Here is a 13,772-nt window from a genome sequence, read left to right as displayed (position 1 = left end):
TGCTGCTCAGTCCTCCTGCAGCGACTCCATCGCATCCTTCGGCAGGCGCTTCACGCGCTTGCGACGCTTGGGGCGCTCGGGGATCATCGAGCGCATCTCCTCGAGCCGGCCGAAGCACAGCAGCCGATCCTCGGCCTCCAGCACCTCGCGGCCCTTCGCGTTCGGGATGACGGAGGTGCCGCGGTGCACCGTGAGCACCGTGATGTCGCGCTCCCAGAGGCCCGACTCCTTGATCGTCCTGCCCACGAGCTCGGCGTCGCCGTGCACGACGAGCTCCGCGACGCCGTAGCCGGTCGAGATCGACAGACGCTCGCGCACGTCGATCTGCGGGAACGCCACCTGGTCGCCGATGTAGTCGACGATCGCGCCGGCGATGTCGAGGTTCGTCGCCCGCTCGATGCCCTCGAGGCCGGGGGAGGAGTTGACCTCCATGACGAGCGGGCCGTCGTTGCCCTCGAGCATGTCGACGCCGGCGACCTTGAGACCCATGATCTGCGCGGCGCGCACGGCGACGCGCTCGTACTCGGCGTCGAGCGTCACCGCCTCGACCGATCCGCCGCGGTGCACGTTCGAGCGGAACTCGTCGCCCTGCGCCACGCGGCGCATGGCCGCGACGACGCGGTCGCCGACGACGAGCGCGCGGATGTCGCGCCCCTTCGACTCCGACACGAAGCGCTGGATGAGCACCTGCTGCCGCGTCGACTGCAGCGTCTCGATGATGGCCTCCGCCACCTTGATCGTCGGCGCCAGGATCACGCCGATGCCCTGCGTGCCCTCGAGCAGCTTCAGCACGACGGGGGCGCCGCCGACGCGCTCGATCGCGGGGATCACGTCGGCGCGATCGCGCACGAACGTGGTCGCGGGCATGCCGATGTCGTGGCGCGCGAGGATCTGCGTCGCGCGCAGCTTGTCGCGCGAGTTCGTGATGCCGTTGGCCGTGTTCGGCGTGTAGACGTCCATCTGCTCGAACTGCCGCACGACGGCGGTGCCGAAGTACGTGATCGAGTTGCCGATGCGCGGCAGGATCGCGTCGTAGTCGCGCAGCTGCCGACCGCGGAACTGCAGGTCGGGCGCGTCGCCGGACAGGTCGATCGAGAAGCGCAGCGTGTTGAGCACCTTCACGTCGTGCCCGCGATCCACGGCCGCCGCGCGCAGGCGTCGGGTGCTGTACGAGCGCGGGGCGCGGGAGAGGATGGCGAGCCTCATCGAATGTCCACCTGGCTTCCCTGGTTGGATGGATGCATGACCGCCGACCATCCTGCCAGCCCCGTCGTGGCCGGCTGGCGCGAGTGGGTGGGCTTGCCGACGTTCGGCATCGAGCACGTGAAGGCGAAGCTCGACACCGGCGCCAGGTCGTCGGCGCTGCACGCGTTCGACGTCGAGGAGCACGAGGTCGACGGGGTCGCGCGCGTGCGCTTCGCCATCCATCCGTGGCAGCGATCGACCGCCGACTCCGTCGACGTCGACGTGCCGATCCACGACCGTCGCGTCATCCGATCGTCGAACGGCACCGAGCAGGAGCGCATCGTGATCCTGGCGCCCATCCGTCTGCTCGGCCGCACGATCGACACGGAGATGTCGCTCACGCGCCGCGACGAGATGGGCTTCCGGATGCTCGTGGGTCGCGAGGCGCTGCGCCAGGGGTTCCTCGTCGACTCGGCCGGCTCGTACCTCGGCGGGCGCCCCTCGCGCGACGTGCGCTCGCGGAATCGGAGGCGCGAGGGTGCGTGAGTCGTTCGCGATCGGCACCGTGCGCGTGCGGGCCGGGCAGCAGCAGGACGTCGAGCTGCCGATCACGCGACTCGTGACGGGTGGCGACGCGACGCTGCCGGTGCGCGTCGTGCACGGCCGCGAGCCCGGCCCGACGGTGTGGGTCGACGCGGCCATCCACGGCGACGAGGTGCTCGGCGTCGAGATCGTGCGCCAGGTGCTCGCGCAGGTGTCGCCGAGGACGCTGCGCGGCACGCTGCTCGCCGTGCCCGTCGTCAACGTGCTCGGCTTCATGACGGGCGACCGCTACCTGCCCGACGGTCGCGACCTCAACCGCTCGTTCCCCGGCTCGGCACGCGGATCGCTCGCGAGCCGCATCGCCCACCTGCTCATGACCGAGGTCGTCTCGAAGTGCGACGTCGGCATCGACCTGCACACGGCGGCCGCGCGACGCGGCAACCTGCCGCAGATCCGCGCCGACCTCGAGGATGCCGAGACGCGCAGGCTCGCCGAGGCCTTCGGCGCGCCCCTCATGCTGCACGCGCGGCTGCGCGACGGCTCGCTGCGGCAGGCGGCGCGCGAGGCGGGCGGCACCGTGCTGCTCTACGAGGCGGGCGAGGCGATGCGCTTCGACGACGAGTCGATCGCCGTCGGCGTCGCCGGCGTGCTGCGCGTGCTCGCGGCGCTCGACATGCTCGACGGCGAGGGCGTCGACGACGAGGCGCCGCTCGCGAGCTTCTCGAGCGGCTGGGTGCGGGCGCGTGGCTCGGGCATCCTGCGCATGGAGGTCGACCTCGGCGCGCTCGTCGAGGAGGGCCAGCGGCTCGGGCGCATCGCCGACGCGTTCGGCAGCAACGGACGCATCGTGCGCGCCGATCGCGACGGCATGGTCATCGGGCTCACGCGAGCGCCGATCGTGCATGCCGGCGACGGACTCGTGCACATCGCGGCGCTGGGAGAGTGACCGTGACGCCCGGCCCGCTGCACCACGTGCGCGGGGTGCTCGGCGAGAGCGTGCGCGTCGGCCCGGCGCCGGGCGCGCACCGCGTCGCGATCCGTGGCGCCATCGTGCTCGCGGTCGCGCTCGGCACGCTGCTCGCGGTCGACCGGCTCGACCTCGGCATCGCGGCGGCGTTCGGCGCGTTCGCGTCGATCTACGGCGGTCGCAGGCCGTCGCGGACGCGATGGCGCACGCAGGCGTGGATGGGCGCGCTGCTCACCGCGACCGCCGCGATCGGCGCGCTCGTCGGCATGACGCCGTGGAGCGCGTGGCTCGCGATCCCGCTCGTCGCCGCCGTCGCGGGGCTCGCGACGTGGGCGTCGGATGCTCGGGGCTGGCGTCCGCCGGGTCCGTTCTTCCTGGTCTTCGCCGCCGGAGCCTGCGCCTCCGTGCCGTTCGCGCCCGCCGACGTGCCGCTCGTGCCGCTCGTGTCGGCGGCGACCGCGGCGCTCGCCGTCGGGCTCGGCGCGCTCGAGCAGGCCGTGCTGCCGACCCGCAAGGCCCCACCGCCCGCGCCGCCGCGCGACCCCGCCATCCGCTGGCAGGTCGCACGAGCGGTCGTCGGCGTCGGCGCGGCGGGCGCGCTCGCAACCGCGGTCTCGGGCTGGCTGCCCGGCGGCGACCATCCGTACTGGGCGATGCTCTCGGCCGCCGTCGCGTTCGCGGTGCCGCACGTGCACGGCCAGCTGGCGCGCGGCGTGCAGCGCGTCGTCGGCACCTTCGTGGGCCTCGGCGTCGCGTGGCTGCTGCTGTCGGCGGGCCTCTCGCCGCTCGCGACGATCGCGGTCGTCGTCGTGCTGCAGTTCGTCATCGAGCTCGTGATCGGCTGGAACTACGCCATCGGACTCGTCGCGATCACACCGCTCGCGATGCTGCTCGTGCACCTCGCGGCGCCCGTGCCGATCGACGCGCTGCTGCTGTCGCGCCTCGTCGAGACGGCGCTCGGCGTCGCGGTGGGGTCGCTCGCGATCGTGGCGATCCGCCCCTGGGGCCGCGCGTCCTGATCCGATTGGCCAGTTCTGACGCTCGATTGGGCAACAGTGGTTGGCGACACGCCGGTGCGCGAACCACTGCTGCCCAATCGACTCAGGAGCCGGCGAGCACCGGGGTGGATGCGGTCGGCGGCTGCGTCGGGTCGAGATCCGCATTCGGGTGGCGCGCCGCCTCCACGATGGGCGCGCGCAGCACGACGACGATGGCGACGACCATGATCGCGGCGCCGAGCGCGTAGGGCGCGGCGTGGGCGACGCCGGCGTAGAGCGCGCCGGCGAGCAGCGGCGCGATGGCGCCCATGGCCGCGCTCACCGACTGCGTCGAGCCGCCGAGCCATCCCTGCTCGTCGTCGCCGACGGCGTTCGACATCGCGCCGTCCATCGTCGCCTGCGAGGCACCCTGGCCGGCGGCGAGCGCGAGGGCGCCGAGGATGAAGAGCCACGGCTCGGACACGGCCGACGCGACGATCGCGAGTGCAGCGAGGCCGAGCGTCTGCGCGACGATGCCGGCCACGATGACGCCGCGCTCGCCCATGCGGGGCAGCAGCAGGCGCAGCAGCACGCCCTGCACGGCGACGTCGATGATGCCGACGGATGCGATGAGCAGGCCGATCGCCGTCGGGCCCCACGAGATGGCGTCGAGCGCGAGCACCGAGAAGGTGTTGACGAAGAAGCCGAACGGCAGCGCGAGCAGCGCGAACGCGAGCATGAGGCCGCGGAGCTCGGGGCGGCGGAACGCCATCGCGACGGCGGCGAGCGGGTGCACGTCGCGCAGCGCGATGCGCTCGATGCGCTTGGCGGCGGGCAGCGACTCGGGGAGCAGCACGAGGCTGAGGATGGCGATGACGAGCGAGATGCCTGCCGTCACGAGCACGGGCAGCTGCACGCTGATCGCGGCGAGCAGGCCGCCGACGGCAGGGCCGACCATCGTGCCGATGCCGGCGAGGGCGCCGAGCAGCCCGAAGCGCTTCGCGCGGTCCTCGGGCCTCGTGATGTCGGCGAGGTACGCGAAGAGCGCGGGGAGGTCGCCCGCCGTCAGACCCTGCACGATGCGGGCGAGCAGCAGCACCCACAGCGAGCCGCCGAGCCCGAAGAGCGTCATGGAGGCGGCGGCGCCGAAGGCGGCGACGACGATGACGGGGCGGCGGCCGAAGCGGTCGGAGAGGCGGCCGAGGAACGGCGCGACGAGGAAGGCGGAGAGGCCGTTGACGGCCTCCAGCACGCCGACCCAGACGGCGAGCTCGTCGCCGTTGCCGACGTGCTGCAGGACGACGAAGGGGAGCACGGGCAGCACGACCGTCATGCCGGCGGTCGTAAGCGTGGTGAGCACGATGAGCATGGTCCAGGCGCGGCGGGCGTCGCGCGGGGCGAGAGTCTGCGGTGAAGTCACACCGAAACTGTACTCACTACAGTTTCAGTGTCAAGCCATGATCGAACCGGATCCGGATAGGATGGCCCGCATGAGCACGACGGAGCCCCTCGGCAGGCGCGAGCGCAAGAAGGCGGCGACGCGCAAGGCGATCTCCGACGTCGCGACGCTCATGTTCCTCGAGCACGGCTTCGACGCCGTGAGCGTCAAGCAGGTCGCCGACGCCGCCGACGTGTCGCCCACCACCGTCTTCGCGCACTTCCCGCAGAAGGAGGCGCTCGTCTTCGACGAGGACGACGAGCAGCGCGAGCAGCTCGTCGCAGCCGTGCGCGACCGCGAGCCGGGCACGAGCATCCACGACGCCCTCCGCGCCTTCTACGCGCGCGAGATCCGGATCAACCTCGACGAGCACCGCGACGACGCCACGAGGCGCTTCCTCGCGATGCTCGACGCGACGCCGTCGCTGCGCGACTACGGCGCCCGCATGTGGCTGCGGCACGAGGATGCGCTCGCCGACGCGATCGCCGAGGCGCTGGCTGCGGAGGCACCGAGCGACGCCGTGCGGGTCTACGCCCGCTTCGTGCTGCAGATGCAGACGCTCGTGTCGGGCGCCGACGACCCGCTGGCCGTGCTCGCGGCCGGCTTCGACCTGCTCGCGCCGGGATGGGCGGCCGTCGAGGCTGCCTGATCCCTCAGCGCGGTCGCTTCGCCGCGACCTCCGCGGCCTGCAGCGCGAGCGCGTCGTCGAGGGGCGCGAGCTCGGCCGCGTCGCCGCGGCGCTCGAGCGCACGGCGCAGCAGCTCGTCGGCGAAGCGCGGCGACTTCGCGAGCACGGGGCCGTGCAGGTACGTGCCGAACACGTTGCCCTGCACGCATCCCTCGGTCGAGTCCTGCCCGTCGTTGCCGCGGCCCGGCACCGTGCGGGCGAGCGGCGTCGCGGCAGGGCCGAGCGTCGTGAGGCCTGAGTGGTTCTCGTAGCCCACGAGGCGACCCCACTCGGAGTCGACGGCGTGGTTGCCGATGAGGCGGGTGTCGGAGCCGTTCGTCACGACGTCGAGCACGCCGACGCCGGGGATGCGGGTGCCGGCGGCGGTGTTGAACTCGTGCCCGAGCAGCTGATACGCGCCGCAGATCGCGAGGATGACGACGCCGTCGGACGCCGCCGCACGCAGCTCGGGCCCGCGGCGCTGGAAGTCCTCGCCGATCTCGCCCTGCGCCGCATCCTGGCCGCCACCGCCGAGGATGAGGTCGACGTCGCTCGGCAGGTCGTCGCCGACGCCCACCGGCACGATCTCGACGGGCAGGTCGCGCCACTCGAGGCGCTTGCGCAGCACGACGACGTTGCCGGTGTCGCCGTAGATGTTCATCTCGTGCGGGTACAGGTGCACGATGCGCAGCGGCGTCACGCGCGCACCTCCTTCGCGCGGGCGACGAGATGACGGTGGAGGCCCCACATCGCGGTGTAGGTCGAGAAGATCAGCAGGCGCTCGCCCGGCGCGGTCGCGGCGAGCGCGCGGTCGACGGCGGGTGCGAGCGCGGCGTCGACCGCGGCCGCCTCGACGCCGTCGTAGCGCAGGCGCACGGCCATGTCGGCGGCGCGCACGCCGGCAGTCGACACGGGCACGCCATCGGCGAGGCCCGTGAAGTCGACGTCCCACAGCCACGACACGTCCCGGCCGTCGGCGTCGTCGTCGTTGATGACGATGCAGATGCGCGCCGGGTCCTCGACGCGGGCGGCAGCGAGCGACTGGCGGAAGCCGGCGGGGTTCTTCACGAGGTGCAGCGACACGTCGCGCCCGTCGATCTCGAACGACTGGCCGCGCCCGAACGCGGGCTCGACGGCGCGCAGGCCGCGGAAGATCTCGTCGGGCGTGAGGTCGAACGTGCTGGCGATGGCTGCGGCGGCCGTGGCGTTCTGCGCGTTGTGGGCGCCGGATGCGCGCAGCGGGAACGACTGCTCGGCGTCGCCGATGCGGATGGTCGTGGCGTTCGCATCCCACGCGACGAGCTCGGCGGCGGCGCCGTCGGAGTCGCGGGCCGCGCGCGAGGCGCCGCCGTACAGCTCCTCGTCGGTGGGGAACAGGTGCCGCAGGTCGTCGGCCACCTGGTACCAGACGGGCTCGGCGTCGATGGTGCCTGCGATGGCCGCGATGCGGGCGTCGTCGCGATTGAGGCCGACGGCGACCGTCGCCTGCGACGCGACCTGCTGCAGCAGGCGCGCGGTGTGGTCGATCTCGCCGAAGCGGTCGAGCTGATCGCGCATGACGTTGAGCAGCAGCACGCGCTCGGGCTTGTACCGCTCGACGAAGCGCACGGCGTGGGCCTCGTCGAGCTCGAACACGGCGACGTCGGCGTCGAGCCGGCCGGTCCAGGTCGACGACGAGACGGCGGCGCCGATCGTGCCGCGCACGAAGTTCGAGCCGGTGTCGTTCGTGAGCACGCGGAAGCGCTCGGCGAGGATCGCGGCGACCATCTTCGTCGTCGTGGTCTTGCCATTCGTGCCCGACACCACGACGACGCCGTGGGGGAGCGCGCTCAGCGTCTTCGCTAGGTACCGCGGGAACAGCCGCTCGACGACGAGGCCGGGCAGCGCGTTGCCGCTGCGACCGAGCAGACGCAGGCCCGCGAGGGCGAGCTTGCCGGTCATCACGGGGAGCATCGCCATGGTGCTCGAGTCTACGAGGCGTCGGCGGCGTCGCCCGCGGTGCTCGGCCGTGGGTCGCGTGCGCGATGCAGCGCGGGCACGACGGCGAACGCGGCGACGAGCGTCGCCGCACCCGCCAGCAGCGCATGGTCGAGGTAGACGATGCCCTGCGCGAGTCCGATGAGCAGCACGGCAGCGGCGTTGAGCACGACGCCGACGGCGCACGCGACGAGCACCGCCACGAGTCCGGGTCGGCGTGCGCCTCGCCGCGCGCGCATCCCGAGCACGACGAGCGCGATCGACCAGACGCCGAGGCCCACGTCCATGAAGAGGAACAGCAGGCGCGCGCCCTCGAGGAAGCCCGCGACGCGGTCGTCGAGCACGACGGCGTGCCACGCCGTGAGCAGCACGAGGGCTCCGACGATCGTCAGCGCGACGTCGAGCGCCAGCGTGATCGCATGCCGCCTGGTCATGCCGGCGGCGTCGCTCGCAAGGGTCGCCATGGATGCCGAGTCTACGAACGCACGCCCCGTCGAATCCGCACCTGAGCGGAGTCTCAGGTGCTCCCTGCACCTGAGACGGCCGTGGCGTGCGGATTCGACGCGCAGGCACGACATGGACGGCAGGTGACCGGCAGGTGACCGGGCGGTTCTCCGCCCGCGCGTGGGGAAGGATGGGCACGTGAGCAGCCCGAGCATCCCCGACGCGTTCCTCGCATCGCACCTCGCGGCTCCCGAGCGCACGCTCGCCGACGTCGTCGCCGCGACCGCCGAGGCGCATCCCGATGCGCTCGCGCTCGACAACGGCTCCGAGCAGCTCACGTACGCCGAGCTCGTCGATGCCGCGCAGGCCTTCGCCGACCGCCTCGCCGAGCAGGGCGTGGGCCGCGGCGACCGCGTGGGCATCCGCATCTCGTCGGGCACGACCGACCTGTACGTGGCGATCCTCGGCACGCTGCTGGGTGGCGCCGCCTACGTGCCGGTGGATGCCGACGACCCCGATGAGCGCGCCGCGACCGTCTTCGGCGAGGCGGCCGTGCAGGCGATCGCCGCGACGGGCCTCGGGGTCGCGCTCACCGAGCACGCCCGCGCCGAGGGTCCCCGCGACGTCGCGCCGCCGACGCCCGACGACGACGCGTGGATCATCTTCACCTCGGGCTCGACGGGCACGCCGAAGGGCGTCGCCGTGACCCACCGCTCGGCAGCCGCGTTCGTCGACGCCGAGTCGCGCCTCTTCCTGCGGCACGAGCCCATCGGCCCGCACGACCGCGTCATGGCGGGCCTCTCGGTCGCGTTCGACGCGTCGTGCGAGGAGATGTGGCTCGCGTGGGCGCACGGCGCGTGCCTCGTGCCCGCGCCGCGCTCGCTCGTGCGCTCGGGCGTCGACGTGGCCCCGTGGCTCGTCGCGAACGGCATCACGATCGTGTCGACGGTGCCGACGCTCGTGTCGCTGTGGCCCATCCAGTCCCTCGACGCCGTGCGCATGGTGATCCTGGGCGGCGAGGCGCTGCCGCCCGAGCTCGGCCAGCGCCTGCAGCGTCCGGGCCGAGAGGTGTGGAACACGTACGGCCCCACCGAGGCGACCGTCGTCGCCTGCGCCGCGCTCGTCGACGGCACGGATGCCGTGCGCATCGGGCTGCCGCTCGACGGCTGGGACCTCGCGGTCGTGGATGCCGAGGGGCGACCGGTCGCGGAGGGGGAGACGGGCGAGCTCGTCATCGGCGGCGTCGGCCTCGCCCGCTACCTCGACGCCGCGAAGGACGCGGACAAGTACGCGCCGATCCCGTCGCTCGGCTGGCAGCGCGCGTACCGATCGGGCGACGTCGTGCGCAACGATCCTGCGGGTCTCGTCTTCGGCGGCCGCGCGGACGACCAGATCAAGCTCGGCGGCCGCCGCATCGAGCTCGGCGAGATCGACGGCCAGCTGCTGCGCGTGCCCGGCGTCGTCGGCGCCGCCGCCGCGGTCCGCTCCACGTCGGCCGGCAGCCAGGTGCTCGTCGGCTACCTCACGGTCGACGAGACGTACGACGCCGGCGTCGCGATGACGGTGCTGCGCGAGCGCATGCCCGCCGCGCTCGTGCCGCGCCTCGCGATCGTCGACGACCTGCCCACGCGCACCTCGGGCAAGGTCGACCGCGACGCGCTGCCGTGGCCGCTGCCGTCGGCCGCGACCGCGCACGACGGCTGGAGCGAGACGCAGACCTGGATCGCCGCCATCTGGCGCGACGTGCTCGCGGCCGACCCCGAGCGGCTCGACGCCGACTTCTTCGACCTCGGCGGCGGCTCGCTCACGGCGGCGCAGGCCGTCGGCCGCATCCGCGAGCGCCACCCCGAGGTCGTCGTCGGCGACGTCTACCAGCACTCGACGGTCGGCGACCTCGCCGGCCACCTCGACTCGCTCGGCGCCTCCGCCGCACGCACGAACGCCGAGACCCACCCCATCCGTCGGCGCACGCAGGTGGCGCAGGCGCTCGCCGCCTACCCGCTGCACGCGCTCGCCGGCGCGCGCTGGATCGCGTGGCTGCTGCTCGCGAGCGCGGTGCTGCATCCGCTCGCCGCGTGGCTGCCGACGCCGCCGTGGCCGCTCGTCGTCGCGATGGTGGCCGTGTTCGTCGCGCCGCCCGGCCGCATGCTGCTCGCGGCCTCGATCATCCGCGTCGCCCTGCGCGGCGTCGCGCCCGGCACGTACCCCCGCGGCGGCCGCGTGCACCTGCGCATCTGGCTCGCCGAGCAGGTGCAGTCGCAGCTCGCCGCGACCTCGCTCGCCGGTGCCGCGTTCATGCCCTGGTACGCGCGCCTGCTCGGCGCGAGCATCGGCCGCGACGTGCAGCTGCACGCGCTGCCGCCCGTCACCGGGTTCCTGCGGCTCGCCCGCGGTGCGTCCGTCGAGTCGGAGGTCGACCTCTCGGGCACGTGGATCGACGGCGGGGTCGTGCACGTCGGCGCCGTGCGCATCGGACGGGATGCGCGCATCGGCGCGCGCTCGACGCTCGGCCCGGGCGCGCGCGTCGCGGCGGGCGCCGAGGTCGCTCCCGGCTCGTTCGTCGGCGATCGCGTGAAGCCCGGTGCGCTCGTGTCGGGCTCGCCCGCCGTGCGCGTGGGCAAGGCGCGCGGCGCATGGGAGGGGCGCCACGCGGCGGGTCCGCGGCGCTGGGCGGCGTCGTACGCGCTCGCCGGCACGCTCGTCGCTGGCCTGCCGTGGATCGCTGCCGCGATCGGCGCGCTCGTGGCCGTGCCCGCGCTCCTCGAGGCCGAGACCGCGACGGATGCGATGCTCGCCGCGGCGCCGTGGCTGCCCGTCGCGGCACTGATCGGGTACGTCGCGCTCATGGTGCTCGTGCTGGCGATCGTGCGGCTGGCGGCGCTCGCGATCCGCTCCGGCCCCGTGCCCGTGCGGTCGGCAGCCGGTCTCGCCGCCTGGCTCACGGTGCGCGTGCTCGACGACGCCCGCGCCTGGCTCTACCCGCTGTACGCCGGCGCGCTCACGCCGTGGTGGCTGCGCGCGCTGGGCGCGAAGGTCGGTCGCGGCGTCGAGGCGTCGACGGTCGTGATGATCCCGTCGCTCACCGAGATCGGCGACGAGGTCTTCCTCGCCGACGACACCCTCGTGGGCGGCTACGAGCTCACGGGCGGCTGGCTGCGCGCCGAGCGCGTCAAGGTCGGCAAGCGCGCCTTCCTCGGCAACTCCGGCATGGCGGCACCCGGCCGCCGCATCCCCAAGGCATCCCTCGTGGCCGTGCTCTCGGCGGCGCCGCAGCGCGGCACGGCCAAGGCCGGATCGTCGTGGATCGGCAGCCCGCCCACGCAGCTGCGGCGCACGGCCGACGAGGTGGATGCGAGTCGCACCTACGCGCCCTCGACGCGCCTCAAGGTGCTGCGCGGCCTCGTCGAGACCGCCCGCGTCGTGCCCATGCTGCTCGCCGTCGCGCTGCCGTTCGCGGCGGTCGCGGCGCTCGTCGCGCTGCTCGGCGACGCGTGGACCTGGGTTGGCCTCGTCGCCGCCGCGCTCGTCGCGCCGCTGCTGCTCCTGGCCGTCGGCATCGTCTCGGCGCTCATCGCCGTCGCCGCCAAGTGGGCGCTCGTCGGCCGCATCCGCGAGGGCGAGCATCCGCTGTGGAGCGGCTTCGTGTGGCGCAACGAGCTCGCCGACACGTTCCTCGAGCTGCTCGCCGCCCGCTGGTTCGCGGGCCCCGCATCCGGCACCGTCGCCATGGTCGTGTGGTTGCGGATGCTCGGCGTGCGCGTGGGCCGCGGCGTGTGGTGCGACACGTACTGGCTGCCCGAGGCCGACCTCGTCGTGCTGGGCGACGGCGCCACCGTCAACGCCGGGTGCGTCGTGCAGACCCATCTCTTCCACGATCGCGTGCTGTCGCTCGGCACCGTGCGCGTCGACGCCGGCGCGACCCTCGGGCCGAACTCCGTGATCCTCCCCGCCGCCACGCTGGGCCGTCACGCGACCGTCGGGCCCGCCTCGCTCGTGATGCGCGGCGAGCTCGTGCCGAGCCGCACGCGGTGGCTCGGCAACCCCATCGGTCCCTGGGAGGACTGAGGCAGGGGCATGATGGTGGGGATGCAGCAGCACGCCGACCCGTACATGCCGGGCCACGGCGACCTCTCGTACGACGTCGAGCACGTCGTCGTCGACCTCGACTACCGGCCGTCGTCGAACCTGCTCGAGGGCTCGGCCACGCTCGCGATCGTCCTCGCCGAGCCCGCGCGACGCATCCGCCTCGACCTCGCGCACCTGCGCGTGAGCCGCGTGCTCGTCGACGGCACCCGCGCGAAGCACGGCCACTCGGGCACGCACCTCACGGTCACGCTGCCCGCCGAGGCGCCGGCCGGCACGCGCCTCGCCGTGCAGGTCGACTACCGCGGCAACCCCAGGCCGCTGCGGATGCGCGCCTTCGGCGAGGCGGGGTGGGAGGAGCTCGAGGACGGCGTCATCGTCGCTGCGCAGCCCCACGGGGCCCCCACGTGGATGCCGTGCAACGACCGCGCGTCGTCGAAGGCGACCTACGACCTGTCGGTGAAGGTGCCGTCGGAGTACGTCGTCGCGTGCTCGGGAGAGCAGACCGGCGTCGAGCGGCGCGGCGCATCCCGCACCTTCCGCTTCGCGCAGCGCGCGCCCATGGCGCCGTACCTGGCGACGGTGCAGATCGGCCGCTACCAGGAGGTGCGCCAGCGGGCTTCGGTACCCATGCGGGTGCTGCGCCCCACGGGCATGACCGGTGCGGCGTACGAGGCGTCGTTCGGGCTGCAGCCGCAGATGCTGGCGTGCTTCGAGCACGAGTTCGGCCCGTACCCGTTCGACGACTACACGACGGTCGTGACCGACGACGAGCTCGAGATCCCGCTCGAGTCGCAGAGCCTGTCGACGTTCGGCCGCAACTTCTGCCGTCCCGAGTGGGATGCCGTGCGGCTCATCGCGCACGAGCTCGCGCACCAGTGGTTCGGCAACGCCGTGACGGCCCGCACCTGGCGCGACATCTGGCTGCACGAGGGCTTCGCCTGCTACTCGGAGTGGGTGTGGTCGCAGGCCGCAGGTGGGCTCTCGATCGACGAGCAGGCGGCGCTGCACCACGCGCGCCTCACCGGCCTGCCGCAGGACCTCGTGCTGTCGGATCCCGGGGCCGCCGACATGTTCGACGACCGCGTCTACAAGCGCGGCGCCCTCGCGCTCGTCGCGCTGCGCCGCACGATCGGCCCCGACGCGATGCGCACGCTGCTGCACGCGTGGGTCGACGAGCACTCGGGCGGCACTGTCGAGACCGCCGACCTCGTCGCGCTCGCGACCCGCGTCTCGGGGCAGGACGTCGCGCCGCTGCTGCGCGCCTGGCTCGACGAGCCGGCGCTGCCGGCGCTCCCGCCCGTCGCGCGCTGACCGCATCCCGCCGCCTCCGCGCTTGCGTTTCGCAGGCGATCCCGGGTCCTGAGGGGAATGCTCCCTTCGGAGGCGGAATCGCCTGCGATACGCACAGAGTCGGGATGCAGCGGTTGCGTTTCGCAGGCGATCCCGGGTCCTGAGGGGAATGCTCCCTTCGGAGGCGGAATCGCCTGG

General features: G+C 73.6%; 11 protein-coding genes. 6 read left to right on the top strand and 5 right to left on the bottom strand.

Annotated elements, in window-relative coordinates:
- Nucleotides 1-6 precede the first annotated feature (6 nt).
- Entirely contained in the window at nucleotides 7-1,206 is a 1,200-nt protein-coding gene (locus tag FS793_RS04930; protein WP_144719120.1) for a RimK family alpha-L-glutamate ligase, read from the bottom strand.
- Between the two features lie 36 nt (nucleotides 1,207-1,242).
- Between FS793_RS04930 and FS793_RS04925 the strand changes: the two genes are divergently transcribed.
- From FS793_RS04925 to FS793_RS04915, 3 genes are read left to right on the top strand one after another with little or no spacing between them, the layout of a single operon-like run.
- A complete protein-coding gene (locus FS793_RS04925; protein WP_144719118.1) occupies nucleotides 1,243-1,731 on the top strand; it encodes an ATP-dependent zinc protease family protein in 489 nt (162 codons plus the stop codon).
- Nucleotides 1,724-2,674, top strand: coding sequence for a succinylglutamate desuccinylase/aspartoacylase family protein (locus FS793_RS04920; protein WP_260980024.1), 951 nt, complete (start codon nucleotides 1,724-1,726; stop codon nucleotides 2,672-2,674). Before FS793_RS04925 ends, FS793_RS04920 begins: the two co-directional genes overlap by 8 nt.
- Before the next feature lie 2 nt (nucleotides 2,675-2,676).
- Nucleotides 2,677-3,714: an FUSC family protein gene (locus FS793_RS04915; protein ID WP_144719116.1), complete on the top strand. Its 1,038-nt coding sequence runs from the start codon at nucleotides 2,677-2,679 to the stop codon at nucleotides 3,712-3,714.
- Nucleotides 3,715-3,796: 82 nt separating this feature from the next.
- On the opposite strand, the gene FS793_RS04910 is transcribed toward FS793_RS04915, so the two are convergent.
- The gene (locus FS793_RS04910) at nucleotides 3,797-5,041 is read right to left on the bottom strand and encodes an MFS transporter (protein ID WP_144719778.1); all 1,245 of its coding nucleotides are present in this window, start codon (nucleotides 5,039-5,041) and stop codon (nucleotides 3,797-3,799) included.
- 121 nt (nucleotides 5,042-5,162) lie between these two features.
- Here FS793_RS04910 and FS793_RS04905 point away from each other — a divergent pair, with 121 nt between their 5' ends.
- Nucleotides 5,163-5,759 carry a TetR/AcrR family transcriptional regulator gene (locus FS793_RS04905; RefSeq protein ID WP_144719114.1) on the top strand — a complete coding sequence of 199 codons (597 nt, stop codon included), beginning with the start codon at nucleotides 5,163-5,165 and terminating at the stop codon, nucleotides 5,757-5,759.
- Nucleotides 5,760-5,763: 4 nt separating this feature from the next.
- Here the strand turns inward: FS793_RS04905 and FS793_RS04900 are convergent, their stop codons facing one another.
- Genes FS793_RS04900 through FS793_RS04890 form a run of 3 tightly spaced genes read right to left on the bottom strand, consistent with a single transcriptional unit; the run spans nucleotide 5,764 to nucleotide 8,218 of the window.
- Nucleotides 5,764-6,477: a type 1 glutamine amidotransferase gene (locus FS793_RS04900; protein ID WP_144719112.1), complete on the bottom strand. Its 714-nt coding sequence runs from the start codon at nucleotides 6,475-6,477 to the stop codon at nucleotides 5,764-5,766.
- Complete coding sequence (locus FS793_RS04895) at nucleotides 6,474-7,736, bottom strand: DUF1727 domain-containing protein (protein WP_144719110.1); 1,263 nt, start codon at nucleotides 7,734-7,736, stop codon at nucleotides 6,474-6,476. Before FS793_RS04895 ends, FS793_RS04900 begins: the two co-directional genes overlap by 4 nt.
- 11 nt (nucleotides 7,737-7,747) lie before the next feature.
- Nucleotides 7,748-8,218, bottom strand: coding sequence for a hypothetical protein (locus tag FS793_RS04890; RefSeq protein ID WP_144719108.1), 471 nt, complete (start codon nucleotides 8,216-8,218; stop codon nucleotides 7,748-7,750).
- Nucleotides 8,219-8,396: 178 nt separating this feature from the next.
- On the opposite strand from FS793_RS04890, the gene FS793_RS04885 reads away from it, so the two are divergent.
- A complete protein-coding gene (locus FS793_RS04885) occupies nucleotides 8,397-12,263 on the top strand; it encodes a Pls/PosA family non-ribosomal peptide synthetase (RefSeq protein ID WP_260980023.1) in 3,867 nt (1,288 codons plus the stop codon).
- A gap of 21 nt (nucleotides 12,264-12,284) precedes the next feature.
- The gene (locus FS793_RS04880) at nucleotides 12,285-13,595 is read left to right on the top strand and encodes a M1 family metallopeptidase (protein WP_144719104.1); all 1,311 of its coding nucleotides are present in this window, start codon (nucleotides 12,285-12,287) and stop codon (nucleotides 13,593-13,595) included.
- Nucleotides 13,596-13,772 lie beyond the last annotated feature (177 nt).

Origin of the sequence: Agrococcus jejuensis, assembly GCF_007679035.1 — a bacterium.
GTDB lineage: Bacteria > Actinomycetota > Actinomycetes > Actinomycetales > Microbacteriaceae > Agrococcus > Agrococcus jejuensis_A.
This window is presented reverse-complemented; position numbering and strand designations above follow the sequence as displayed.

Coding starts and splice junctions, on each gene's coding strand:
- FS793_RS04930 (WP_144719120.1), bottom strand. CDS start 1,206: ATGAGGCTCGCCATCCTCTCCCGCGCCCCGCGCTCGTACAGCACCCGA.
- FS793_RS04925 (WP_144719118.1), top strand. CDS start 1,243: ATGACCGCCGACCATCCTGCCAGCCCCGTCGTGGCCGGCTGGCGCGAG.
- FS793_RS04910 (WP_144719778.1), bottom strand. CDS start 5,041: ATGCTCATCGTGCTCACCACGCTTACGACCGCCGGCATGACGGTCGTG.
- FS793_RS04905 (WP_144719114.1), top strand. CDS start 5,163: ATGAGCACGACGGAGCCCCTCGGCAGGCGCGAGCGCAAGAAGGCGGCG.
- FS793_RS04895 (WP_144719110.1), bottom strand. CDS start 7,736: ATGGCGATGCTCCCCGTGATGACCGGCAAGCTCGCCCTCGCGGGCCTG.
- FS793_RS04890 (WP_144719108.1), bottom strand. CDS start 8,218: ATGGCGACCCTTGCGAGCGACGCCGCCGGCATGACCAGGCGGCATGCG.
- FS793_RS04880 (WP_144719104.1), top strand. CDS start 12,285: ATGCAGCAGCACGCCGACCCGTACATGCCGGGCCACGGCGACCTCTCG.